Source organism: Rhodoplanes sp. SY1, assembly GCF_046000175.1.
Taxonomy (GTDB): Bacteria; Pseudomonadota; Alphaproteobacteria; order Rhizobiales; family Xanthobacteraceae; genus Rhodoplanes.
The window spans coordinates 18305-42187 of sequence record NZ_JBEOMB010000017.1 but is presented as its reverse complement, the minus strand read 5'-3'; the positions used below and the strand labels follow the sequence as shown (position 1 = coordinate 42187).

The window sequence follows — 23883 nt, the reverse complement described above, 5'->3', positions numbered from 1 at the left end:
ATGAGGGTCGAGCCGGGCGCGCCGTATCCGCTCGGCGCGACCTTCGACGGCCGCGGAACGAACTTCGCGATCTTCTCGGCCAATGCCGAGAAGATCGAGCTCTGCTTGTTCGACAACAGCGGCCGGCGCGAGACGGATCGCATCGTCCTGCCGGCCGTGACCGAGGACGTCTGGCACGCCTATCTGCCCCAGGTCGTCCCCGGGCAGGTCTACGGCTATCGCGTCTACGGACCCTACGATCCGGAGCGCGGCCATCGGTTCAACCCGCACAAGCTGCTGCTCGACCCCTACGCCAAGCGGCTGACCGGGCACTTCGTGTGGAGCGACGCGCATTTCGCGTACCGGATGCGCAGCGCCCGCGCGGATCTCTCCTTCGACAAGCGCGACAATGCCCGTGGGGTTCCGAAGGCCGTCGTCGTCGACGACGCCTTCACCTGGGGCCGCCATCCGCGGCCGTCGGTGCCGTGGCATTCCACCGTGATCTACGAGGCGCATGTCCGCGGCCTCACCATGCAGCGCGAGGACGTGCCGGCGCATCTGCGCGGCTCGTTCCGCGGGCTCGCCGCGCCGGCCATGATCGAGCACTTCAAGCGGCTCGGCATCACGGCGATCGAGCTGCTGCCCGTGCACGCCTTCGTCGACGAGCGCATGCTGGTCGACAAGGGGCTGCGCCAATACTGGGGCTACGGCACCATCGGCTTCTTCGCGCCGGAGCCGCGCTACGGCACGCCGGAGACCGGCGTCGAAGACTTCAAGTCGATGGTCGGCCAGCTCCACGACGCCGGCCTCGAGGTCTATCTCGACGTCGTCTACAACCACACGGGCGAGGGCAATCATCTCGGCCCCACGCTGTCGTTCCGCGGCATCGACAACGCCTCATATTATTGGCTGCGGTCGAACGCGCCGCGCTACTACGAGGACTTCACCGGCTGCGGCAACTCGCTCAACCTCACCCATCCGCGCGTCCTGCAGATGGTGATGGACAGTTTGCGGTATTGGGTCGAGCAGTGCCACGTCGACGGCTTCCGCTTCGACCTCGCGACGACGCTCGGGCGCGAGCCGCACGGCTTCGACCCGACCTCCGGCTTCTTCGCCGCGATCGGCCAGGATCCGGTGCTGTCGCGCGTGAAGCTGATCGCCGAGCCGTGGGACATCGGGCTCGGCGGCTATCAGCTCGGCGGCTTCCCGCCCGGCTGGTCGGAATGGAACGATCAGTTCCGCCGCACCGCGCGGTCGTTCTGGCGCGGCGACGCCAACCAGATTCGCGACCTCGCGGCGCGCGTCACCGGCTCGGCCGATCGCTTCCGCCATCGCCGCCGCATGCCGCGCGCCAGCGTCAACCACGTCACGGTGCACGACGGCTTCACGCTCGCCGACCTCGTGAGTTACGCCCGCAAGCACAACGAGGCGAACGGCGAGGGCAACCGCGACGGCTCCGACGACAACATCAGCGCCAACTGGGGCGTCGAGGGACCGACCGCCGACAAGGAGGTCCGCGAGATCCGCCGCCGCGTGCGCAGCGGCCTCCTGGCGACCCTGTTCCTGTCGCAGGGCGTGCCGCTGATGCTGGCCGGCGACGAGGTCGCCAACTCGCAGAGCGGCAACAACAACGCCTATTGCCAGGACAACGAGATCGGCTGGGTCGACTGGTCCGGTCTCGGCCGCGACGGCGACGATATCGTCGCGCTGGTCGAGAAGCTGACGGCGCTGCGGCGCGACTACCCGCAGCTGCAAGGCCGGCGCTGGCTGGTCGGCCGCCGCGGCGACCAGTACGACGTGAAATGGCTGACGCCCGGTGGAACCGAGATGGACGGCGCGGATTGGGCCTTTGCGGAAGCGAGGTTCCTGTCCTACGTGCTCGCCCCGCTCGATCCCTCGGGTGCTCCTTTGCTGATCCTGCTCAACGCGGCCGCTCATCCGGTCGATTTCGTGCTGCCGAAATGGCCCGACTGCACGGCCTGGACCCGGGTGCTGGCGACCGTCCCGCCCGAGGAGGGCAAGGCCGATGCGCCGCCGAAGCCCGGCATGAAGCTCGCGGCACCCTCGCGCTCCGTCACCGTCTTCGCGGGAACACCGTGACGTCCGCGCCGGCTTCGGCCGGCGCCGCGCATGCCGCTTCAGCGAGTCCCGCCCCGTGCCAGGAGGCCCGATGCCGTCCGTCGTTCCGACCGCGACCTATCGGCTGCAGCTCTCGTCCAAGCTCGGCTTCGACGATGCCGCGGCGCTGGTGCCGTATCTGAAGAGCCTCGGCGTCAGTCATCTCTACGCCTCGCCGTTCCTGAAGGCGCGCGCCGGCTCGACCCACGGCTACGACATCGTCGATCACGACGCCCTCAATCCGGAGTTCGGCGGCGACGAGGCCTTCGGCCGTCTTTCCGATGCGTTGGCGAAGGCCGACATCGGCCTCATCCTCGACTTCGTGCCGAACCATATGGGGGTCGGCTACGCCGACAACACGTGGTGGCTCGACGTGCTCGAATGGGGCCAGAAGTCGCCGCACGCCGCCTCCTTCGACATCGAATGGGAGACGCTGCCCTATCGCCCGAACGGCGGCCTGCTGATCCCGGTCCTGGGAAAATCCTACGGCGAGGCGCTCGACGACGGCGACCTCGTGCTGAAATACGACGCCGCCGAAGGCTCCTTCTCGGTCTGGTACTTCGAGCACCGCCTGCCGATACGGCCGAACCGCTACGGCGACATCCTGAAGACCGTGGTGGCGGAGGCGGGCGCCGCCGACACCGAGGCCGGACGAACCCTGCTGGCGCTGGCGAACCGCTTCCCCGATCCGAACGAGCCGAGCCGCGAGCACGCGCCCGCCTTCAAGGCCGAGCTCGCCGCCGTGCCGGGCGGCGCCGAGGTGATCGAGCGCGGCCTCGCTGCTTATCGGCCCGGCGCGTCCGATGCCACTCGCCTGCATCGCCTGCTGGAGCGTCAGCACTACCGCGTGGCGCATTGGCGCGTCGCCTTCACCGAGATCAACTACCGGCGCTTCTTCGACATCAACGACCTCGCCGGCATCAAGGTCGAGAACCTCGCCACCTTCGACGCCGCGCACCGTCGTGTGCTCCAGCTCGTCCGCGACGGCCGCCTGCACGGCCTGCGGCTCGATCACGTCGACGGGCTGCTCGACCCGGTACAGTACGCGCGGCGCCTGTCGCGTGTCGTGCGCGCGGTGCGGCCTGGGCCGGCCCGCAACCAGCCCTTCTACATCGTCGCCGAGAAGATCCTCGCCGAGGGCGAGCCGATGCCGGCCATGCCGGGCATCGCCGGCACCACCGGCTACGACGTGCTCAACGATATCGTCCGGGTGCTGCTCGACGACGCCGGGATGCCGCGGCTCGACGCGCTCTATCGCGACATTCTGGGCGAGCGGCAGGACTTCGAGGCGATCGTCGAGGACGCCAAGCTGCGCGTGCTCGACACCATGCTGGCCTCGGAGTTCACGGTGCTGTGCCGGCTGCTCGCCCGCATCGCGGCCGGCCACTGGAAGAGCCGCGACTTCACCTTCGAGCGCCTGCGCGCGGCGCTGCGGACCTACATCGTCCATTTCCCGGTCTATCGCACTTACATCGGTGCCAATGGGCAGGTCTCGGCCGAGGACCGCGCCCGCATCGTCGACACCATCACGCGGGCGCGCTCGCGCTGGTACGGCCCCGACGTCGGCGTGCTCGACTTCTTGCAGGAGGTGCTGACCCTCGACCTGATCGCCCCGGGCCGCCAGGGCTACAGCATCCCGCGAGTGCGGCGCTTCTCGGCGAAGGTCCAGCAGCTCACCGGGCCCGTGATGGCGAAGGCGCTCGAGGACACGGCGTTCTATCGCTACCACCGGCTGATCGCGCTCAACGAGGTGGGCGGCGAGCCGGTGCTGCCGGCGCTGTCGCCGGGCGAGTTCGACTACCGCATGAAGGCGCGGCTCGCCCATCCGCATGCGATGGTCGCGACCGCGACCCACGACACCAAGCGTGGCGAGGATGCGCGCATGCGCATCCTGGCGATCGCCGAGATCGCGGCCGACTGGGAAACCGCGGTGCGGCGTTGGCGCCAGCGCCACGAGACGCTGATCACGAGGAAGCCGCGCCGGTCACCGTCCGACGCTCACGAGTACATGCTCTACCAGGCGCTCGTCGGCGTCTGGCCGAACAGCGGATCGGCGGATGCCGGCCTGGTCGAGCGGCTGCAGACCTACGCCGTGAAGGCACTGCGCGAGGGCAAGCAGGAGACGAGCTGGCACAATCCGAACGACGCCTACGAGGGCGCCGTCACGGCCTTCGTCGCTCGCCTGCTCGACCCCGACGCGTCGTCCGAGTTCCTCGCCGACTTCTCCGAGATCGCCGGCCGCACGGCGCTGCTCGGCGCCCTGAACAGCCTCTCCCAGCTCGGCCTCAAGACGACGATTCCCGGCGTGCCGGACATCTACCAGGGCACCGAGCTGTGGGACCTGTCGCTGGTCGATCCGGACAACCGCCGCGCCGTCGATTTCGAGGCGCGCCATGCGATGCTCGACGCCATCGGGGAGACGCCGGACTGGGATGCGCTCGCCGCCTCCTGGACCGACGGGCGGATCAAGCTCGCGTTGACGCACCGCTTGCTGGAGCTGCGCCGGGCCTTGCCGGCCGTGTTCGCCGATGGCGGCTACGAGCCGCTGCCTGTGGAAGGCCCGCATGCCGGGCACGTGCTCGCCTTCGCCCGCACCGGGCGGCGCGACGCCGTGATCGTCGCGATGCTGCGGCACTTCGCGCCGCTCACCGAGGACGGCCGTCGCTGGCTCGATCCCGCCGGGCTCGACGCCGCCGTGGTGCTCGACGGTTATACGGTGAAGGCCGACGCGCTGCGGCCCGGCGCGAAGGCGCCGTCCGGGACCGTCCCGGCGAAGACCCTGTTCGGACCGCTGCCGGTCGCCGTCTTCCGCGCGACGCACGGGGCGCGCCCGGCTGCGAAGAAGCCGCGTTGAGGTGGACGGAACGGAACCGTCCGGTCCTCCGTTCTCGACATCGACACGTCGCGACGACTTCTGGAGAGACCCCATGGACGACCACGAGCAGCGCGTGCGCGAGCGCGCCTTCAAGATCTGGCAGGAGCAGGGCTGTCCCGACGGGCAGGCCGAGGCGCATTGGGAGATGGCGCGCGAGCTGGTCGCCATCGAGCAGAATCAGAACCTGACGCTGGTTCCGGTGGCGCGCGACCCGGAGGACCCGACCATCGCGGCCGACGACGTCGAGGAGACCGGACCGGCCGCCAATGCGACCGGCGAGCTGCCCACCCTGACCGACGAGGGCGAGCAGAGCTATCCGCCGAGCCGCGAGGCCGAGCACGCCGCCGCCGCGTCCGGCCCGCCCGACGACACCAAGGCAGCCGAGTGACGCGAGGCGCGGCGCGCGGCGCGGGACGGCTCGGCCCAACACCGGCCATAGAGCCGCGTGAGGATGCCGGCCTCGCCGAACGTCGTGGCGAGCCCGCCGAGTGTCCGTCTCCATGCCCTCCCGCATCGAAGACTATGCCCTGATCGGCGACGGTGAGACCGCCGCCCTCGTCGACCGCACCGGCTCGATCGATTGGCTGTGCTGGCCGCGCTTCGATTCCGATGCCTGCTTCGCGGCGCTGCTCGGCACGCCCGAGCACGGCCGCTGGCGCCCCGCGCCATGCGACCCGAGCGTGCGGGTCAGCCGCCGCTACCGCGATTCGACCCTGATCCTCGAGACCCGCTTCGAGACCGCGGCGGGCGCCGTCCTCCTCACCGATTTCATGCCCCTGCGCGACGGCTCCTCCGAGATCGTGCGCCTGGTGACCGGGCTCTCCGGTCGCGTCGCCATGGCGATGGAGCTGGTCCTGCGCTTCGGCACCGGGGCAATCGTGCCGTGGGTCAGCCATCTGGAAGACGGCACGCTGCGCGCCATCGCCGGCCCCGACATGGTGGTGCTGCAGACGCCGGTGCGGCTCGACGGGCGCGACCTCACGACGGTCGCGGCGTTCACCGTGGCGGCGGGCGAGACCGTGCCGTTCGTGCTCGCTTTCGCGCCGTCGCATCATCCGCCGCCGCCGCCCGTCGATGCACGAGCCGTGCTGGCCGAGACCGAGGCGTTCTGGTGCGACTGGGCGTCGAGCTGCCGGTCGGCCGGGCGCTGGTCGGCCATGGTGGTGCGCTCGCTCGTCACCCTCAAGGCGCTGATCTACGCGCCGACCGGTGGCATCGTCGCGGCGCCGACGACGTCGCTGCCGGAATTCCTCGGCGGCACCCGCAACTGGGACTATCGGTTCTGCTGGGTGCGCGACTCGACGCTGACGTTGTTCGCTCTGATGAACGCCGGCTACTTCCACGAGGCGCAGGCGTGGCGCGACTGGCTGGTCCGGGCCGTCGCCGGCAGCCCGGAGCAGATCCAGATCATGTACGGGCTCGCCGGCGAGCGCCGCCTCACCGAATGGGAGGTGTCGTGGCTGCCCGGCTACGAGGGCTCGCGTCCGGTGCGGATCGGCAACGACGCCTATCGCCAGCTCCAGCTCGACGTGTTCGGCGAGGTGATGGCGACGTTCCACCAGGCGCGCCACGGCGGGCTCGCCCCGACGATCTCCGGCTGGGATCTCCAGGTGAAGCTGCTCGAGCATCTCGACACGATGTGGCGCGAGCCCGACGAGGGGCTCTGGGAGGTGCGCGGCCCTCGCCAGCATTTCACCTTCTCCAAGGCGATGTGCTGGCTCGCCTACGACCGCGCGCTCCGCAGCGCCGAGGAGCACGGCCTGCCGGGGCCGCTCGACCGCTGGCGGGCGAAGCGCGAGGCGATTCACGCCGACATCTGCGCCAAGGGCGTCGATCCGGGGCGCGGCTGCTTCGTCCAGGCCTACGGGTCGCGCGAGCTCGACGCGAGCCTCCTGCTGCTGCCCATCGTCGGCTTCTTGCCGGTCGGCGACCCGCGCATCGCCGCGACCGTGACGGCGATCGAGCACGATCTCCTGGCGCACGGCTTCGTGCTGCGCTACCGCAGCGAGACGACGGCGGACGGCCTGCCGCCGGGCGAGGGTGTCTTCCTCGCCTGCAGCTTCTGGCTGGTCGACGTCTACGTGCTGCAGGGGCGTATCGACGAGGCGCGCGCCCTGTTCGAGCGCCTCCTGTCGCTCGCCAACGACGTCGGCCTGTTCGCGGAAGAGTACGATGTGCACGCCCGCCGCCAGGTCGGCAACTTTCCGCAGGCCTTCACTCACGTCGCGCTGGTCAACAGCGCCTACAACCTGGTCGCCGCCCGCGCGCCCGCACCGAGCGAGGCGCACGAGGCGGCGACGGCGGAGTCGTGATCACGTAGGTCCTGACGGACGTGTGCGGCTGCTCGTCGACGTTGCGAGGGCGCTCCGCACCCTCTCCCTGAGGGAGAGGGTCGACGCGCAAAGCGCGTCGGGGTGAGGGTTTACGGCGCTCGTGGAGGCCTCGACACCCCTCACCCGGATCTCGCGCGACGGCGCGAGATCCGACCTCTCCCCGCCGGGGAGAGGTGAAAGCCAAGAGCGCCGCGCGGAAACCAACATCGCCGCGCGCGGATCGCCTCACGCCCCCCGCTCCAGAAGCCGGTCGAGCCAGGCGCGGACCGCGGCGGGGTCGGCGAACGTGCCGACCGTGCCGGGAATGTCGCGGCCGACCCCGAAGCCGAAGCCGCCGAGCGGCGGCAGGACGGGGAAGACCCGCTCGTCGGTGACGTCGTCGCCGACGAAGACGGGCCGGCGGCCCTTGAACGGGGCGAGCTGCATCAGCTCGACGACGGCGCTCGCCTTGTCGAAGGCGGCCGACTTCACCTCGATCACGGCCTTGCCGGGCAGCGCCTCCAGCGGCAGGTCGGGGAAAGAGTCGCAGATGCTCCGCACCATGGCGGTCACGGCGTCGCCCTTGTCGGGCGCGAGGCGCCAGTGCAAGGCGAGCGAGTAGCCCTTGTCCTCGATCAGCACGCCGGGGCCGAGCTCGGCGACGCTCGCCAGCTTGCGCTTGACCAGCGGTTCGAGCACCGGCGTGCGGGCCGGGTCGGAGCGCTCGCCCGGGGCGACGCGCAGCTCGGCGCCGTGGCCGCCGATCGCCGGCAGCTCCAGCGGCGCGAACAGAAGGTCGAGATCGGCCAGCGCGCGGCCGCTGACCAGCGCCAGCGCGCCGCCGGTGCGGGCCAAGAGGCCGCCGAGCGTCCGCCGCAGGGTCGGCGGCACCCACACCTCGCGCGGCGTGTCGGCGAATTCGAGCAGCGTGCCGTCGATGTCGAGCAGCAGCGCGACCGTGTCGAGGTCGATCGCGTCGGTGGGGAACGTCATGGTGTCGGCACGGGTCATCCGGTCACTCTACGCCGTTCACTCGACGGCCGCGAGCGGCCGCGCCACGTCCTCGAGGCTGCGGCGTTCCGCGGCGACACCCCAGCGCCAGTGCACGGCGGCGGCCGCGATCATCAGGGCCGCCCCGAACAGATAGCCGGCGAACACGCTCGCCCGCGAGCCCGAATCGATCAACGCCCCGAACAGCCACGGCCCGGCGACGCCGCCGATGCCGGTGCCGAGCGCGTAGAACACCGCGATGGTGAGCGCCCGGATCTCCAGCGGGAAGGTCTCGCTCACCGTCAGATAGGCGGCGCTCGCCGCCGCCGAGGCGAAGAAGAACACGATCGACCACGCCAATGTCTGCTGGACGACGGTGATGTGCGCCTGCAGGAACAGCAGCCCCGAGACGCTGAGCAGGACGCCCGACGCCGCATAGGTGAAGGCGATCATCGGGCGCCGTCCGAGCGTGTCGAAGAGGCGCCCGAGCAGCACCGGCCCGAGGAAGTTGCCGACCGAGAAGGGCAGGATGTACCAGCCGACCGTGCCGATCGGAACGCCGTAGAAGTCGGTCAACACGAGCGCGTAGGTGAAGAACACGGCGTTGAAGAAGAACGCCTGCGCGGCCATCAGCGCGAGGCCGATCAGGGCGCGGTCGCGGTGGCGCACCAGCAGCGTCTCGGCGACGGCGGAGAGCGGCGTGTAGCGCCGCACCCGCAGCCGCACGGTCGGCAGGTCGTCGGTCGCGGCCGGCCTGCGGCCTGTCACCTGGCGCTCGATGTCGGCGACGATCGCTTCCGCCTCGGCGAGGCGCCCGTGCGTCATCAGCCAGCGCGGGCTCTCCGGGATCCACATCCGCATCAGCAGGATCACGAGACCGAGCGCGGCGCCGATCAGGAAGGCGATGCGCCAGCCGTATTCGGGGTGGATCACGGCGGGGTCGAGGACGATGATCGAGCCGAGGGCGCCGGCGGCTGCGCCGAGCCAGAAGCTGCCGTTGACGACGAGGTCGGTGAAGCCGCGATAGCGCGCCGGCACCAGCTCCTGGATGGTCGAGTTGATGGCCGTGTACTCGCCGCCGATGCCCGCGCCGGTGAGGAAGCGCATCGCGGCGAAGCTCCACACGTCCCAGGTCAGCGCGGTCGCCGCCGTGGCCGTGAGATAGACGGCGAGCGTGATGAAGAACAGCTTCTTGCGGCCGAGCCGGTCGGTCAGCCAGCCGAAGCCGACCGCCCCCAGCACGGCGCCGAGCAGATAGGCGCTGGTGGCGAAGCCGACATCGGCGTTGCTGAAGTGCAGGACCGGGCTCTCCTTGAGGGCGCCGGCCAGCGTGCCGGCGAGCGTCACCTCGAGGCCGTCGAGGATCCAGGTGATGCCGAGCGCGGCGATCACCAGCGTGTGGAAGCGCCCCCAGGGCAGCCGGTCGAGCCGCGCCGGCAGGTCGGTCTCGACCACGGCGCCGAACGGCGCGGCGCCGGACGATGCGGCGCCGCGCGGCCCGGCGTCGCTTGGCGCCGTGGGGGGCGCCGAGCCGTCGGCTGCGACGGTCTCCGTCATGCCGGCCCCCCGGCGGCGACGTGCAGGGGCGGCGGCTCCGGCCGCGGCATCGGGTCGTCGATGTCGGGCGCATCCTCGTGGCCGGGCGGGGGCTCCTCGATCGGGCCGGGCTCGTCCTCGTTCGGCGGCGGCTCCTCGATCGGGTCGTTCGGGCGGGTCGGCGGCGGGTCGTCGAGCGGACCCGGATCGGCCGGGCCGGGCGTCGGATCGTCGACCGGACGGCGCGGCGGCGCGATCGGCTGCGCGTTCGCCGTGTGCAGCCGTGCAATCTCGTCGTCGTCATCCGGTCGTGAAGGGGTAAACTCGTGCACGCGGACCGCCCGATTCGGTTCATGGACCTTCACCGCGAGGGTTCCGCGGTGCCGACACCAGAACGGCCGGACGGCGGTAACGTTCCCTGGCGGGGCGCCCTCCAGGGGTGCGCGCCCAAATTGTGGCGCCGCATTTCCGGCGCCCGTGCGGGCCGTTGGCGCAACAAGACGCCGAGTCGATGCCACAGGAAAACCTGTTCCAGATCAAAGCAAACCGTTTTCAACTTATGTAAATGTAAGTTAAAGTTGCATTCCATGAAAGAAAAGCTTGAATCGTCTCCAGGTTGTGGCAACACTGACCAAGTAACGCTTTTTCGGGGGGTGACGACCGTGTCTTATCCGACTCCCGCACGCGGCGAGGGTGGGGGCCGCTCCAGGGACGAAGGGGGATTGCCCAGCAGTGGCGATCGGCTGCTCGCGGTGCTCGGCCTGTTCACGATGGACCGGCCCGAATGGACCGTGGAGGATGCCGCCGGCGAGCTCGCCGTCTCGGCCACCACGGCCTATCGCTACTTCAAGCGGCTGACGCGGGCCGGGCTGATCAGCCCGGTGTCGGGCGCGAGCTACACGCTCGGTCCCGCGATCATCCAGATGGACCGCCAGATCCAGCTCTGCGATCCGATGCTGAACGCGGCCCGCGGCATCATGACGAGCCTGGTCCAGCAGGCGGCCGAGGGCGGCGCCGTCATTCTCTGCCGCCTGTTCCACGACCGCGTGATGTGCGTCCACCAGGAGATCGGCACCGGCCACCAGGAGCCGATCGTGTTCCAGCGCGGCCGGCCGATGCCGCTGTTCCGCGGGGCGACCTCCAAGATCATCCTGGCGCATCTGCCCAACCGCACGCTCAAGTCGCTGTTCACGGCGAATGCCGAGGAGATCGCGGCGGCCGGCCTCGGCCACAGCTGGGACGACTTCCGCCGCCATCTCGCGGCGTTCCGCCGCGCCGGCTACACGACCGCGGCCGGCGACGTCGACCAGGTTCGCGCCGCCATCGCGGCGCCGGTCTTCGGGCCGCGCCGCGCCGTGCTCGGCAGTCTCAGCTTCCTGGTGCCGAAGGCGCGGTGGGACGATGCCCTGCGGGCCAAGCTGGCGCCGCTGGTGATCGCCGCGGCGCGCGACATCGAGACCGCCATGCAGGCCGGCGACGTCGACGGCCAAGCCAGCCGCCCGCGCGTGCGCGTCGCGCGGTGACGACGCCGCTGCCGCTCGCGCGCCTCTCCCCCGCGGAGAGCTTTGCGTGACTCGGTCATTCCGGGGCGGCGCACCGCGCCGGACCCGGAATCCAGCCCAGGATGCGGAACTTGCCGCTGGATTCCGGGTTCGCGCCTTCGGCGCGCCCCGGAATGACGAAGTCTGCAAAGCCCTCCCTCAGGGAGAGGGTAAGATCGCTCGCTCGACAGGCGGCGGTCGTGACTCTCACCGCCCCGCGCGCAGGCGGGCGACCAGCTCCGGGGTCGGATACGAGTCCGCCGGCAGGCCGAACTTCAGCTGTGCCTGCTTGATCGCCGCGCGGGTGCCGGCGCCGATCTTGCCGTCCGGCGTGCCGACGTCGAAGCCGGCGCGGTTGAGAAGCTCCTGCAGTTCCTTGCCCTGCTCCTGGCTCAGCACCGGGATGTCGGAGGCGCCGCGATGCATCGGCGGCGCGCCGGCGAGCCGCGTCGCGTAATAAGCGGCCGTGGTCGCATAGACCAGCGAGGCGTTCCACTTCAGGTACGCCTGGAAGTTCGGATAGACCAGGAAGGCCGGCCCGAGCCGGCCCATCGGCAGCAGCAGCGAGGCGGGCGGCCCGCCGGCCGGCAGCGGCTTGCCGTCGCGCAGCGTGACGCCCCATCCGGACCACTTGGCGTGCGGATGCTGGATGGCGAGATCGGCCTCCTGCCACGGCATGCTGGCCGGCACCTTCACCTCGCGCATCCACGGCTCGCCGCGCCGCCAGCCGAGCTCCTGCAGATAGGACGCGCTGGAGCCGATCACGTCGGGGACGCTCTTCAGCAGGTTGCGGTGGCCGTCGCCGTCCCAGTCGATGGCGTGCTTCATGTACTCGGACGGCATCATCTGGGTCTGGCCGAGCTCGCCGGCCCACGAGCCGACCATCTCGTCGGGCCGCAGGTCGCCGCGCTCGATCATCCGCAGCGCGTCGAACAGATGCCCGCGGAACATCTCCGAGCGGCGGCAGTCGTAGGCGAGCGTCGTGAGCGAGCGGATCGCATGATCCTTGCCCATGGCGACGCCGAAGTCGCTCTCCAGGCCCCAGAAGGCGACGATGATCGGCCCCGGCACGCCGAACTGCTTCTCGGCGCGGGCGAACAGGGCGGCGTGCTTCTGCAGCTGCTCGGCGCCCTTCTGCAGCCGGTAGGCGGGCAGCACCTTGTCGGAGAACTGCAGGAAGCTCTGGGCGAAGAACTTCTGGCCACGGTCGATGTTGACGATGCGCTGGTCGTAGACGAGGTACGGCGCCGCCGCGGCGATCGCCTGGCGGGAGATGCCCTGCTGGACGGCCTCCTGCTTGAAGCGGGCGAGCCAGTCCTCGAATCGGCCGGTGTTTTGGCACGGCGCCTGCGCGAGTGCCGGGGCTGCCGCGGCGAGCGCCAGTCCGACCGCCCCGAGGAGCGCGCCGGCGCGACGGCGGGTGCGCCCGCCGGCGGGCGGGGCAGACGAGCGCGGAGCGGGCGAGAACATGAGCGTCTCCTGCGATTCGCGCGGTCCCGAACACGCGCCCCGATCACGCTGTCCGATCGCGTGCGCGTCCGAATCACGACCCGAGAAAAATCGTCGGGCGTGATGGTCGCTTCACGGTCGCGGTGTCAAGGCAGCTTGTCGAAGCCGTCTCCGAAACCCTTCAGGCTCATCGGAAAGCCGATGCCTTCCTCGGGCGTCTGGAAGATGAAGAAGGTCGCCGTCTGGCCGGAGCGGAACTGCTTGATCAGGTTCTCGTCGAGCACGACCTCGGCGTAGCAGCCGCGCGGCAGGCAGCGCACGAAGCCGGCGCGTCCGACGTCGACATTGTCGACCTTGAGGCCGAGCCCGGCCGGCAGCAGCACGCCGAGCGGCGCCTGGACGCGCATCAGCCGGGTCTTCTGGTCGGCGGTGCGCAGCACCAGCACGGTGAGGCCGACATTCGCGCGGTCCTCGGCCACCACGCTCTGGAACAGCGCGCATTGCTCGGACTGCGCGCCGGGCGGCGTCTCGCAGCGGATCTGCCAGTCCTCGTGGACGGACCGCACGGCCCCTTGTGCGGCTGCGGGGGCGACTGCTGCACCGCACGCGAGAAGAGCGACCGCGAGCCCCGGAACCGCGAGCCCCAGACAGGCGCCGGCGAGGCGCCGCGCCCCCGGCGCGCGCGACATCGAACGGGCGACGTGCGCGGCCGCGAAGACGGCCTGTCGAAGCGAGTACGCACCCATCGCGGGCTCCTTTGCGGACGGTGCGACGGCACCGTGTCGGCTGCCGCACGTGTCAGGATCGGTTTACCGCGCGATCGTCAAGACGAGACGGAATCACGCGGTCCATAGGCTAAGTTACGTCATCGGCGCGACGGCCGCACCGGGGGTTTCGGCGGCGTCGTCCGCACCCGGCCCGCGCGGCCGGTGCGGTGTCTTGCTGCAATTGCGTCGTCGCGGCGCGATCCCCGTGCAGGCACATTGCGAGTGGGGCGGATTTGTGGTTTGAAGAGTTTCAATCGCGGTACAAACCCCCGGTGCCGTCGAGGCTGTCCGTCAGTGCGCCCGAGCTGTGTGCGCCGCGGAACCTCCCGACTTCATCCGGTTTTGGACCTGTGCTTTTCGCCCCGTTGTGACGACGGCCCGGACGGGCCGCCCGTATCCACCGCCGACGAAGGAGCCGTGACCACGATGACGGGTGTTCTCCGAGTGCTTTGCGTGGCGCTGGCCGCCGTGACGATGATCGGGATCGGCGGCCTCGCCGGGCCCGATGCGGCCCTGGCCGGTCTCGGCCAGCCGTCGCCCTGGCAGCTCGGAATGCAGGAGGCCGCCGCGCCGGTGATGAAGGACGTGGTCTGGTTCCACGACCTCCTGCTGTGGATCATCACCGCGATCGTCGCGCTGGTCCTCGTCCTCCTCGTCGTCGTCACGCTGCGCTTCAACGCCAAGGCCAACCCGACGCCGTCGCGCACCACCCACAACACGCTGATCGAGGTACTGTGGACCGTGGTGCCGGTGATCATCCTCGTCGTGATCGCGGTGCCGTCCTTCCGTATCATGTTCGTCCAGCTCAACACGCCGCAGGCCGACGTCACCGTGAAGGCGACCGGCAAGCAGTGGTTCTGGAGCTACGCCTATCCGGACCAGGGCAAGTTCGAGTTCGACTCGCTGATGGTGCCGGAGGGCGAGCTGAAGCCCGGCCAGCCGCGCCTGCTCGCCGTCGACAACGAGATGGTGGTGCCGGTCGGCAAGGTGGTGCGCGTGCAGGTCACCGGCGCCGACGTGATCCACGCCTTCGCGGTGCCGTCGTTCGGGATCAAGATCGACGCCGTGCCGGGTCGTCTCAACGAGACCTGGTTCAAGGCGGAGCGCGAGGGCGTCTATTACGGCCAGTGCTCCGAGCTGTGCGGCAAGGACCACGCCTTCATGCCGATCGCGGTGCGGGTGGTGAGCGAGCAGGCCTTCACGGCCTGGGTCGAGGACGCCAAGAAGAAATACGCCGCCGTCCCGCCGTCCGCCGACGCGCCGCAACTCGCCGTGGCGCAGGCCGTCGCCGACTGAGCCGGCATCGCGCGCCTTTTCGCGCGACGCCCCACGAGACTCCCGAGGAAACGCCATGGACGCCACCGTAACGGCTCACGACGCGCACGACGCCCACGCCCATCCGACCGGATGGCGGCGCTGGGTCTTCTCGACCAATCACAAGGACATCGGGACCATGTACCTGGTGTTCGCCATGATGGCCGGGGTGATCGGCGCCGCGCTGTCGATCGGCATGCGGCTCGAGCTGCAGAACCCGGGCATGCAGATCTTCGCCTCGGCCCACACCTTCAACGTGTTCACCACGGCGCACGGCCTCATCATGGTGTTCTTCATGGTGATGCCGGCGCTGATCGGCGGCTTCGGCAACTGGCTGGTGCCGCTGATGATCGGGGCGCCCGACATGGCGTTCCCGCGGATGAACAACATCTCGTTCTGGCTGTTGCCGGCGGCCTTCGCGCTGCTCCTGATGTCGCTGTTCGTCGAGGGCGAGCCGGGCGGCACCGGGGCCGGCTCCGGCTGGACCATCTACGCGCCGCTCTCCACCATCGGGCATCCGGGACCGGCGATCGATTTCGCGATCCTGTCGCTGCATCTCGCCGGTGCCTCGTCGATCCTCGGCGCCATCAACTTCATCACCACCATCCTGAACATGCGTGCGCCGGGCATGACGCTGCACAAGATGCCGCTGTTCGTGTGGTCCGTGCTGGTGACGGCGTTCCTGCTGCTGCTCGCGCTGCCGGTGCTGGCCGGCGCCATCACGATGCTGCTCACCGACCGCAACTTCGGCACCACCTTCTTTGCCCCCGAGGGCGGCGGTGATCCGGTGCTGTTCCAGCATCTGTTCTGGTTCTTCGGCCACCCCGAAGTCTACATCATGATCCTGCCGGGCTTCGGCATCATCAGCCAGATCGTCGCGACCTTCTCCCGCAAGCCGGTGTTCGGCTATCTCGGCATGGCCTACGCCATGGTCGCGATCGGCTTCATCGGCTTCATCGTGTGGGCCCACCACATGTACGTGGTCGGTCTCTCGACCGGCACGCAGGCCTATTTCGTCGCGGCGACGATGATCATCGCGGTGCCGACCGGCATCAAGATCTTCTCCTGGATCGCGACGATGTGGGGCGGCTCGATCGAGTTCCGCACCCCGATGCTGTGGACCTTCGGCTTCATCTTCCTGTTCACGGTGGGCGGGGTGACGGGCGTCGTGCTCGCCAACGCCTCGGTCGACCGCGCCCTGCACGACACCTACTACGTCGTCGCCCACTTCCATTACGTGCTGTCGCTCGGCGCGGTCTTCACCATCTTCGCCGGCTGGTACTACTGGTTCCCGAAGTTCACCGGCTACCTGTACGAGGAGTGGATCGGCAAGCTGCACTTCTGGGTCACCTTCGTCGGCGTCAACATGCTGTTCTTCCCGCAGCACTTCCTCGGACTCGCCGGGATGCCGCGCCGGATCGCCGACTATCCCGACGCCTTCGCGGGATGGAACATGGTGTCGTCGATCGGCTCCTACATCTCGGGCGTCGCGCTCCTGATCTTCTTCTTCGGCATCATCCGCGCCTTCCAGCGCAAGGAGCACGCCGCCGGCAATCCGTGGGGGGCCGGTGCGACGACGCTGGAATGGACCCTGCCGTCGCCGCCGCCGTTCCATCAGTTCGAGGTTCTGCCGCGCATCCGCTGACGCAGGCCTCGCAGCGGCGGCGCGCCGCCGCTGCATTCGCTCTCGCGCCGGATCGCGCGGGTGACGTTCGCCGATCAAACCAGCGCCGCGTCGTGTGTCGCGCGCGCGCCCGAGGTCCACGGAATGTCTCTCGTCACCGACGGCGCCGACCTGTCCCGCCATCCCCAGGTCGTCGCCGACCATGTGCTCGCCGGCACGGTGCTGGCCGCGCCGGAGCCGAGCCTCGCGGAGGTGAAGGACTACGTCGCCCTGATGAAGCCGCGGGTGATGTCGCTCGTGGTGTTCACGGCGCTCGTCGGCATGCTGGTCGCGCCGGACCGGCTGCATCCGGTGATCGGCTTCGCGGCGCTCGTCGCCATCGCGGTCGGGGCGGGGGCGGCCGGCGCCCTGAACATGTGGTGGGACGCCGACATCGACCGGGTGATGTCGCGCACGGCGCGCCGCCCGATCCCGGCCGGCCGGGTGCGGCCCGAGGAGGCGCTCGCCTTCGGTGCGACGCTCGCGGTCGGCTCCGTCGCGGTGCTCGGCCTCGTCGCCGGCTGGCTCGCCGCCGGGCTCCTCGCCTTCACGATCCTGTTCTACGCGATCGTCTACTCGATGTGGCTGAAGCGGGCGACCTCGCAGAACATCGTGATCGGCGGCGCCGCCGGCGCCGTCCCGCCGATGATCGGCTGGGCCGCCGCCACCGGCAGCCTGTCGCTCGAGCCGGTGCTCCTGTTCCTGATCATCTTCTTCTGGACGCCGCCGCATTTCTGGGCGCTGTCGCTGTGGCGCAGCGACGATTATGCGCGCGCCGGCATCCCGATGCTGCCGGTGGTCTCCGGCGTCGCCGAGACCAAGCGACAGATTCTGCTGCACGCCCTGCTGCTCGCCCCGGTCGGCGTGTCGCCGGCGCTGTTCGGTGGCGCCGGAATCCTCTACGGCCTCGTCGCCACCTATGCGGGCGCCAAGATCGTGTGGCTGTCGGTGCGGCTGTGGCGGGCGGCCGATCCGCAGGCGACCGATCGGCTGGCGAAGCGGCTGTTCGGCTTCTCGCTCTACTATCTGTTCGCGCTGTTCGCCGTGCTGCTGGTCGACCGCTGGGTGGCGCCGCTGATCGCGGCCGGCGCGAGCGCGCTCGGGATCGCCGAGATCGGACCGGGTTGGCTCGGAGGCGCGGCATGAGCGGGCGCCCCTTGCCGCGCGACGACGGCATCGTCCTCTCGGCGGAGCAGAAGCGCCGCCAGCGCGCCCGCTCGGTGGCGATCGCGCTCGTGCTCGCCGGGCTGGTGCTGCTGTTCTACGTGGTCACGCTGGTCAAGCTCGGCCCCGGCGTGATGAACCGCCCGCTGTGACGCCGACCATCCGCCCGACCCGTAACCACGAGGCAGCGAGACCGTGACCCCGACGCCCGCCACACCCGACCCGAATGCCGTGCGGCGACCCGCCGCGAGCCGGCGCGACGTCGGCGTGGCGCTCGCCTGCGGCGTCTTCGTCGGCCTGATGGTCGGGGCGGCTTACGCGGCCGTGCCGCTCTACGACTGGTTCTGCCGCGTCACCGGCTTCGGCGGCACCACTCAGGTCGCCGCCGCGGCGCCGCACGAGATTCTCGACCGCCGCATCACGGTTCGGTTCGACGCCAACATCGCCCGCGGGCTGCCGTGGCGGTTCGAGCCCGAGCAGACCAAGGTCGAGGTGAAGCTCGGCGAGGTGGTCACCATCTACTACGCCGTCACCAATCTGGCGGCGCGCGAGACGACGGGCACCGCCTCCTACAACGTCGCGCCGACCACCACGGGCGCGTACTTCTCCAAGATCGAGTGCTTCTGCTTCACCGAGCAGGTGTTCAAGCCGGGCGAGCGGCGTGAGATGGCGGTGGTGTTCTTCGTCGACCCGAAGCTCGCCGCCGACGCCGACCAGGACGATCTCGACACCATCACGCTGTCCTACACGTTCTACCCGACACGCACGCCGGCGACGGCGCGCGCGAGCGGCTCCTGACCGACGATCCGCGCGGCGCGACGCGCCGCGGCCCCCGCACGACCGACGGAGACCACCATGGCCGAGGCCCACGCCAAGCAGCACGACTACCACCTGGTCGATCCGAGCCCGTGGCCGGCGCTCGGCTCGCTCGCCGCCTTCGTCATGGCGGTCGGCGCCATCTTCTGGATGCACAAGTCGTTCGCGGCGGCGCCGTGGGTGTTCGCGGTCGGAGCCGCCGGCGTGCTCGCCGTGATGGCGGGCTGGTGGCGCGACGTGATCAGGGAGGCCGAGCACGGCGGCTTCCACTCCAAGGTGGTGCAGATCTCGCACCGCTACGGCATGATCCTGTTCATCGCCTCCGAGGTGATGTTCTTCGTCGCCTGGTTCTGGGCGTATTTCACGGTCGCGCTGTTCCCCGATCAGGCCAACATGGTGGCCCGCACCGAGCTGCTCGGCGGCGTGTGGCCACCGAAGGGCATCGAGACCTTCGACCCCTGGCACCTGCCGCTCCTCAACACGCTCATCCTGCTCACCTCGGGCACGACCGTCACCTGGGCCCACCACGCGCTCCTGCACGGCGACCGCGAGGGTCTCAAGTGGGGCCTGATCTGCACGGTCGCGCTCGGCCTCACCTTCACGATGGTGCAGGGTTTCGAGTACGCGCACGCCCACTTCGCCTTCTCGGGCAACATCTACGGCGCGACCTTCTTCATGGCGACCGGCTTCCACGGGGCCCATGTGATCATCGGGACGATCTTCCTCATCGTCTGCCTGTTCCGGGCGCTGGCCGGCCACTTCACGCCGACCCAGCATCTCGGCTTCGAGTTCGCCGCCTGGTACTGGCATTTCGTCGATGTGGTGTGGCTGTTCCTGTTCGCCGCCATCTATGTGTGGGGCGCCGGACCGGCGGCCGCGCATTGACCCTGATGGGATCGACCGGCGGAGAGCTGATCGGGATGGACGAGCGCGCCGACCACGGGCTGCCGGCCGGGCAGAGGAGCGTCCCCAATCCGCTGGCGGCGGGGCTGCGCGGCCGCTGCCCACGCTGCGGCGAGGGGCATCTGTTCTCGGGTTTCCTCAACGTGCGGCCGCGGTGCGAGGTGTGCGGCCTCGACCTCGCCTTCATCGACTCGGGGGACGGGCCGGCCTTCTTCGTCATGTCGTTCTCCGGCTTCGTCGTCGTCGCCGCGGCGTTGATCACCGAGATCATGGTTCAGCCGCCGTTCTGGCTGCACGCGGTGCTGTGGCTGCCGCTGATCCTGATCACGACGCTCGCGCCCTTGCGTCCGTCCAAGGGACTGATGATCGCGCTGCAGTACCGCCACAAGGCGGAGGAGGGGCGGTTCGGCCCCGAGGACGCATCGTGACGGCGCGCTCGGCCTCGCTTCCCGCGCCGTCGCCGCTGCGCCGCCTGCTCGTCCCGGGCCTGGTGTCGCTCGTCGGCGTCGCGGTCCTGATCGGGCTCGGCGTCTGGCAGCTCGAGCGGATGGCGTGGAAACGCGCCCTCATCGCGACGCTCACCGAGCGGCTCGCCGCCGACCCCGTCCCCCTGCCGCCGCCGGCGGCGTGGCCCGGGCTCTCGCGCGAGGCGAACGAGTTCCGCCGCGTGCGCGTCTCCGGCACGTTCCGGCACGACAAGGAGGCGCTGGTCTACGCGATCGGCTCCGGCTCCCGCACGGCGCCGACCGGCCTCGGCTACCGGGTGTTCGCGCCGCTCGTGCTCGCCGGCGGCGGAACCGTTCTGGTCGACCGCGGCTTCGTGCCGGACGCCGACAAGGCGCCCGAGGCGCGCGCCGCCGGCCAGGTGACCGGCCCGGTCGAGATCGTCGCCCTGCTGCGCTGGCCCGAGACCCGGCCGACCTTCGCGCCCGCCGACGATCCCGGCCGCAACATCTGGTTCGCCCGCGATCCGGGCGCGATCGCGTCCGTGAAGGGCCTCGACGTTCCGGTCTTCTACCTCGACCTCGAGACTCCGGCGCCGCCCGGCGGCCTGCCGCGCCCCGTGCTGCTGCGGCCGAACCTGCCCGACAACCACCTGCAATACGCCATCACCTGGTTCAGCCTGGCGCTGGCGCTGGCCGCGATCTTTCTCATATGGGCCTTTGGGCGGCGGAAGGGCGATAGCCAGTAGGGTGGGTATCGGCGCGACGCGCCGTTGCCCACGCGGGTCCGCACCCCTGGTGATCGAGGCTGACGGCGCGGGCCTGCGGTGCAGGCCCGCCCTACCGGGTACCGGGTCGGTGCCGCCTAAAAATCCTTCAGGAGCCGCTCGATGTAGTCGAGCTCCACGGGCGGGCGCAGCGGGTCGGCGAAGCGGCGACGCAGCTCCTCCAGGATCCGCCGCGCGCGCTGGACGTCGATCTCGCCCGGCACCTTCACGGTGGTGTCGTCGCCGTAGTCGCGGCCGCGCAGCGGCCGGCCGAGCGGATCGGTGTCCTGCTGGGCACGCGCCTGGCCGCGGCCCGGCTGGCCGGGACCCGGTCCCTGACCCATCTGCTGCTGGAGCTGCTGGGCGAGCCCCTGCGCGCCCTTGCGGAGCGCGTCGAGGGCACGGCCCTGGCTGTCGACGGCGCCGTCGGCATTGCCCTGGCCGAGCTCGCCGGTGGCGTCGCCCATCGACTCCTCGGCGCGGCCGAACTGATCGCCGCCCGGCTGGTCGCCGCCCTGGTCGCCCTTGCCGTCCTGCGGCTGGCCGAAGCCCTTCTGCTTGAGCTGCTCCATCAGCTTCTTGAGCTGGTCGCGCAGGGCCTGCTGGTTCTGCTGGAGCTGGCTGTAGTCGCCCGGATCGCCCGGCTGCTCGCCCTCCGGCGGCTGGCCGCGGCGGCCGCGCTGGCCCCGCTGCCCGCGCTGGTCCTGCCCCTGCTGGAACGTGCGGTCGCGCAGCTGCTGCTGCTTGCGGATCATGTCGCCGAGCTCGTCGAGCGCCTGCATCATCTCGTCGTCCACGTCGCCCTGCTGGCCGGGGCGGGCCATCTGCAGGTTCTCCATCATGGACTGGAGCTGGTCGAGCAGGGCGCGGGCGGCGTCGCGGGCGCCGGAGCGGGCGAGCTGCTCGAGCCGGTCGAGCATGCTCTGCAGGTCCTGCGAGCGCAGCTCTCGCGTGTTGCGGTCGAGCGGTCGCGCCATCTGCGGGTTCTTGCGGAGCTCCTCGGCGAGCGCCTGCATGAACTGCTGCATGGCGGCGCGCAGCTCCTCCATCAGCTTCTTGATCTCCTCCTCGCTGGCGCCGCGCTCCAGCGCCTGGCGCAGCGCCTCCTGGGCGTTGCGCAGCCGCTGCTCGGCATCGGAGACGGTGCCGTCCTCGATCTGGGTCGCCATCGCCCACAATTCGCGCACGACGTCGCGGAGCTGCTCGTCGGTCTTGGCGCGGACGAGCGTGTAGAAGATCGAGCGCAGGCCGATATAGGTCCCGGCCTCGGGGGTGTAGCGGTCGGGCGCGATGGCGAGCGCGTCGAGGGCCACGGCGACGGTGTCGCGACGGTCGGCGTCGAGCGCCAGGATCCGGCGCTGCTCGATCAGGGCGCGGGCGAGCGGCTTGACGAACAGCCGCTCGGGCAGGCGCAGCTCCACCGGGGTGCTGCGGCCTTCGTTGCCGGCCTCGTCCTTGGCCGTGAGCGTCAGCGTCACCTCGGCGCCGGCCCACGGGTTCTCGGTGAAATCCTTGGTGGTCTGGCCGACGCCCGCGCGGGTGCGGGCCTGCGGCAGCGACAGGGTGGTCTCGGGCGGATCGAACAGCGGCCGCGGCGCCGCGTCGGGCGGAGTGGACACGCCCGGCTGGGCCGCCGGCGGCTTCGCCGCCACGGTGGCGCGCGCCTCCACCACCCCGTAGTCGTCGTCGACCTTGTAGGTGAGCTGCAGGGCGCCTCGCGCCTGCGGCTCCGGATCCTTGGTGAGCGCGATGGTCGGCGCCCGGTCGGGCGTCGCGACGAAGCTCCAGGCGAGGTCGTGGCCGGTGCCCCGCACCGTGGCGGTGCCGCGCTCCTTCACGCTGAAGCGCCGCTCCTCGGCGCCGGCCGGGGGCTTCACGGCGGCATCGGGCGCCGCCTCGACCAGCCCACCCGTCACCGAGACGTCGAGGCCGGACTGGCCGCTCGCCCGGATCACCAGGACGCTGCCGGCCGGCACCGTCACGGCGGCCGGAATGCCGGCCTGGGCCGTCTCGCCGGGGCGGACGCCGGGCAGGATCACGGGCGGCCGGCCCGTGTAGACGGGCGGCGACACCCAGGCGTCGAGCCGGTAGTTGGTCGGGACGACGGTGCTGTGCCAGTCGAACGCAGCGGCGATCCGCCGCATCCGGTCGCCGCCGGCCGAGACGAAGGACACGGCGACGAGCAGCAGCACCAGCATGCGCACCGCGACCGGGTCGCGCACCGCGAGCCGCGGCGCCGGCAGGCCGACCTTCAGGGAGCGGGCGGCGGCGAGCGAGCGCTCGACATGGGCACGCCACAGCGCCAGCGCCCAGGGATCCTCGGACGGGGTGGCGATGGTGTCGACCGCGGCGGTCGCCGGCCGATGGACGAGGCCCGAATCGCGGTCGAGCCGGGCGAGGCCGAGCGTGCGGGCCGGGAAGCGCAGCCGCACCAGCGGCGCCAGGGCGGCGATCAGCAGGCCCGCGAAGGCGACGAGCCCGACCGCCCGTCCGACCGGCGGCAGCCACAGCCAAAGCCCGAGCCACGAGGCGGCGAGGAAGCCGCCGAGGACGGTCGCGACGAGCGCGAGGCCGGGCCACAGCCGCTCCCAGAACACCACCCAGCGGGCCCGCATCAGCGCCGCACCGAGCACGTCGGCCGAGGCAGACGAGGGTGACGCGGGCCTGTCGGGCGCGGACTTGTGAGGCGCGGGCTTCTCGGGGGCTCGGGTCTGGTCGCTCAAGCGGCTCTCCGGGGGTACGGCCTCTCGCCTATAACACGCAAGAGTCGGTCCTGGCATGCGGGCACGGCCGAAATGCGTCCGACCGGGCGGCCGATCACGCCATTGTCAGGTCTTGCCGAAGAGGCGTCAGGCAAGTTCCGCGCCGGGCGGACTGTATCATTGTGTGTGCTGCGGGCCCGCCTGCGGGGCTCCTGGTTTCGTTACGACTTACGTAAAGTGTAATTCCGGTGTACGGTCATGATCGTCAGCTACCGCGACGAGCGGACCAGACGGTTCGCCGAGGGCGTGCGTGTGAAGCAGTTTTCGGGATTTGCCCGACAGGCCGAGATCAGGCTGGACCGCCTGGACGCCGCGGCAGCGCTGAGCGATCTCGCGGCCCTTCCGGGCAACCGGCTCGAAGCCCTGAAGGGCGACCGAAAAGGTCAGTACAGCATCCGGATCAACGATCAGTGGCGCATCTGCTTCGCGTGGCCGGAGGGATCGCCCGGCCCGATCGACGTCGAGATCGTCGACTATCATTAGG

The 23883-nt window shown here is 70.6% G+C and carries 20 protein-coding genes; 14 read left to right on the top strand and 6 right to left on the bottom strand.

What is annotated here, in order from left to right:
• From glgX to ABTU92_RS06465, 4 genes are all read left to right on the top strand, one after another.
• Positions 1–2079, top strand: coding sequence for a glycogen debranching protein GlgX (glgX, locus tag ABTU92_RS06480; protein WP_408088806.1), 2079 nt, complete (start codon positions 1–3; stop codon positions 2077–2079).
• Between the two features lie 70 nt (positions 2080–2149).
• A complete protein-coding gene (gene treY, locus ABTU92_RS06475) occupies positions 2150–4951 on the top strand; it encodes a malto-oligosyltrehalose synthase (RefSeq protein WP_408088804.1) in 2802 nt (933 codons plus the stop codon).
• Between the two features lie 73 nt (positions 4952–5024).
• Positions 5025–5360: a DUF2934 domain-containing protein gene (locus ABTU92_RS06470; protein WP_408088802.1), complete on the top strand. Its 336-nt coding sequence runs from the start codon at positions 5025–5027 to the stop codon at positions 5358–5360.
• 112 nt (positions 5361–5472) lie between these two features.
• The gene (locus tag ABTU92_RS06465; RefSeq protein WP_408088800.1) at positions 5473–7284 is read left to right on the top strand and encodes a glycoside hydrolase family 15 protein; all 1812 of its coding nucleotides are present in this window, start codon (positions 5473–5475) and stop codon (positions 7282–7284) included.
• A 246-nt stretch (positions 7285–7530) separates the two neighbouring features.
• Here ABTU92_RS06465 and otsB read toward each other — a convergent pair whose 3' ends face one another.
• From otsB to ABTU92_RS06450, 3 genes are read right to left on the bottom strand one after another with little or no spacing between them, the layout of a single operon-like run.
• A complete protein-coding gene (gene otsB, locus ABTU92_RS06460; protein ID WP_408088798.1) occupies positions 7531–8295 on the bottom strand; it encodes a trehalose-phosphatase in 765 nt (254 codons plus the stop codon).
• 18 nt (positions 8296–8313) lie between these two features.
• Positions 8314–9831, bottom strand: coding sequence for an MFS transporter (locus ABTU92_RS06455; RefSeq protein WP_408088796.1), 1518 nt, complete (start codon positions 9829–9831; stop codon positions 8314–8316).
• Positions 9828–10142, bottom strand: a complete 315-nt coding sequence (locus tag ABTU92_RS06450) for a hypothetical protein (protein ID WP_408088794.1) — start codon at positions 10140–10142, stop codon at positions 9828–9830. The genes ABTU92_RS06455 and ABTU92_RS06450 overlap by 4 nt, the downstream gene beginning before the upstream one ends.
• Positions 10143–10532: 390 nt before the next feature.
• Here ABTU92_RS06450 and ABTU92_RS06445 point away from each other — a divergent pair, with 390 nt between their 5' ends.
• Positions 10533–11333 (top strand): IclR family transcriptional regulator, encoded by an 801-nt coding sequence (locus ABTU92_RS06445; RefSeq protein ID WP_408088792.1) that lies wholly within the window; start codon positions 10533–10535, stop codon positions 11331–11333.
• Positions 11334–11558: 225 nt separating this feature from the next.
• Here the strand turns inward: ABTU92_RS06445 and ABTU92_RS06440 are convergent, their stop codons facing one another.
• Both ABTU92_RS06440 and ABTU92_RS06435 read right to left on the bottom strand, forming a co-directional pair.
• Positions 11559–12821 carry a lytic murein transglycosylase gene (locus ABTU92_RS06440; RefSeq protein WP_408088790.1) on the bottom strand — a complete coding sequence of 421 codons (1263 nt, stop codon included), beginning with the start codon at positions 12819–12821 and terminating at the stop codon, positions 11559–11561.
• 125 nt (positions 12822–12946) lie between these two features.
• Positions 12947–13489, bottom strand: coding sequence for an invasion associated locus B family protein (locus tag ABTU92_RS06435; RefSeq protein WP_408088824.1), 543 nt, complete (start codon positions 13487–13489; stop codon positions 12947–12949).
• A 504-nt stretch (positions 13490–13993) separates the two neighbouring features.
• Here ABTU92_RS06435 and coxB point away from each other — a divergent pair.
• From coxB to ABTU92_RS06395, 8 genes are all read left to right on the top strand, one after another.
• Entirely contained in the window at positions 13994–14863 is an 870-nt protein-coding gene (coxB, locus tag ABTU92_RS06430) for a cytochrome c oxidase subunit II (protein WP_408088822.1), read from the top strand.
• A gap of 55 nt (positions 14864–14918) precedes the next feature.
• Positions 14919–16526: a cytochrome c oxidase subunit I gene (gene ctaD, locus ABTU92_RS06425; RefSeq protein WP_408088788.1), complete on the top strand. Its 1608-nt coding sequence runs from the start codon at positions 14919–14921 to the stop codon at positions 16524–16526.
• Positions 16527–16649: 123 nt separating this feature from the next.
• The gene (locus tag ABTU92_RS06420; protein WP_408088786.1) at positions 16650–17690 is read left to right on the top strand and encodes a heme o synthase; all 1041 of its coding nucleotides are present in this window, start codon (positions 16650–16652) and stop codon (positions 17688–17690) included.
• On the top strand, positions 17687–17860 hold the full coding sequence (locus ABTU92_RS06415; RefSeq protein ID WP_408088784.1) for a hypothetical protein: 174 nt from the start codon (positions 17687–17689) through the stop codon (positions 17858–17860). The genes ABTU92_RS06420 and ABTU92_RS06415 overlap by 4 nt, the downstream gene beginning before the upstream one ends.
• A 43-nt stretch (positions 17861–17903) precedes the next feature.
• Positions 17904–18506: a cytochrome c oxidase assembly protein gene (locus ABTU92_RS06410; protein WP_408088782.1), complete on the top strand. Its 603-nt coding sequence runs from the start codon at positions 17904–17906 to the stop codon at positions 18504–18506.
• A 57-nt stretch (positions 18507–18563) separates the two neighbouring features.
• Positions 18564–19409, top strand: coding sequence for a cytochrome c oxidase subunit 3 (locus ABTU92_RS06405; RefSeq protein WP_408088780.1), 846 nt, complete (start codon positions 18564–18566; stop codon positions 19407–19409).
• Between the two features lie 35 nt (positions 19410–19444).
• A complete protein-coding gene (locus tag ABTU92_RS06400) occupies positions 19445–19855 on the top strand; it encodes a DUF983 domain-containing protein (RefSeq protein WP_408088778.1) in 411 nt (136 codons plus the stop codon).
• The gene (locus ABTU92_RS06395) at positions 19852–20619 is read left to right on the top strand and encodes an SURF1 family protein (protein ID WP_408088776.1); all 768 of its coding nucleotides are present in this window, start codon (positions 19852–19854) and stop codon (positions 20617–20619) included. The genes ABTU92_RS06400 and ABTU92_RS06395 overlap by 4 nt, the downstream gene beginning before the upstream one ends.
• A gap of 116 nt (positions 20620–20735) precedes the next feature.
• Here the strand turns inward: ABTU92_RS06395 and ABTU92_RS06390 are convergent, their stop codons facing one another.
• Entirely contained in the window at positions 20736–23360 is a 2625-nt protein-coding gene (locus ABTU92_RS06390; RefSeq protein WP_408088774.1) for a TIGR02302 family protein, read from the bottom strand.
• Between the two features lie 237 nt (positions 23361–23597).
• Here ABTU92_RS06390 and ABTU92_RS06385 point away from each other — a divergent pair, with 237 nt between their 5' ends.
• Positions 23598–23882 (top strand): type II toxin-antitoxin system RelE/ParE family toxin, encoded by a 285-nt coding sequence (locus ABTU92_RS06385; protein WP_408088772.1) that lies wholly within the window; start codon positions 23598–23600, stop codon positions 23880–23882.
• The last annotated feature ends 1 nt before the right edge of the window (position 23883 follow it).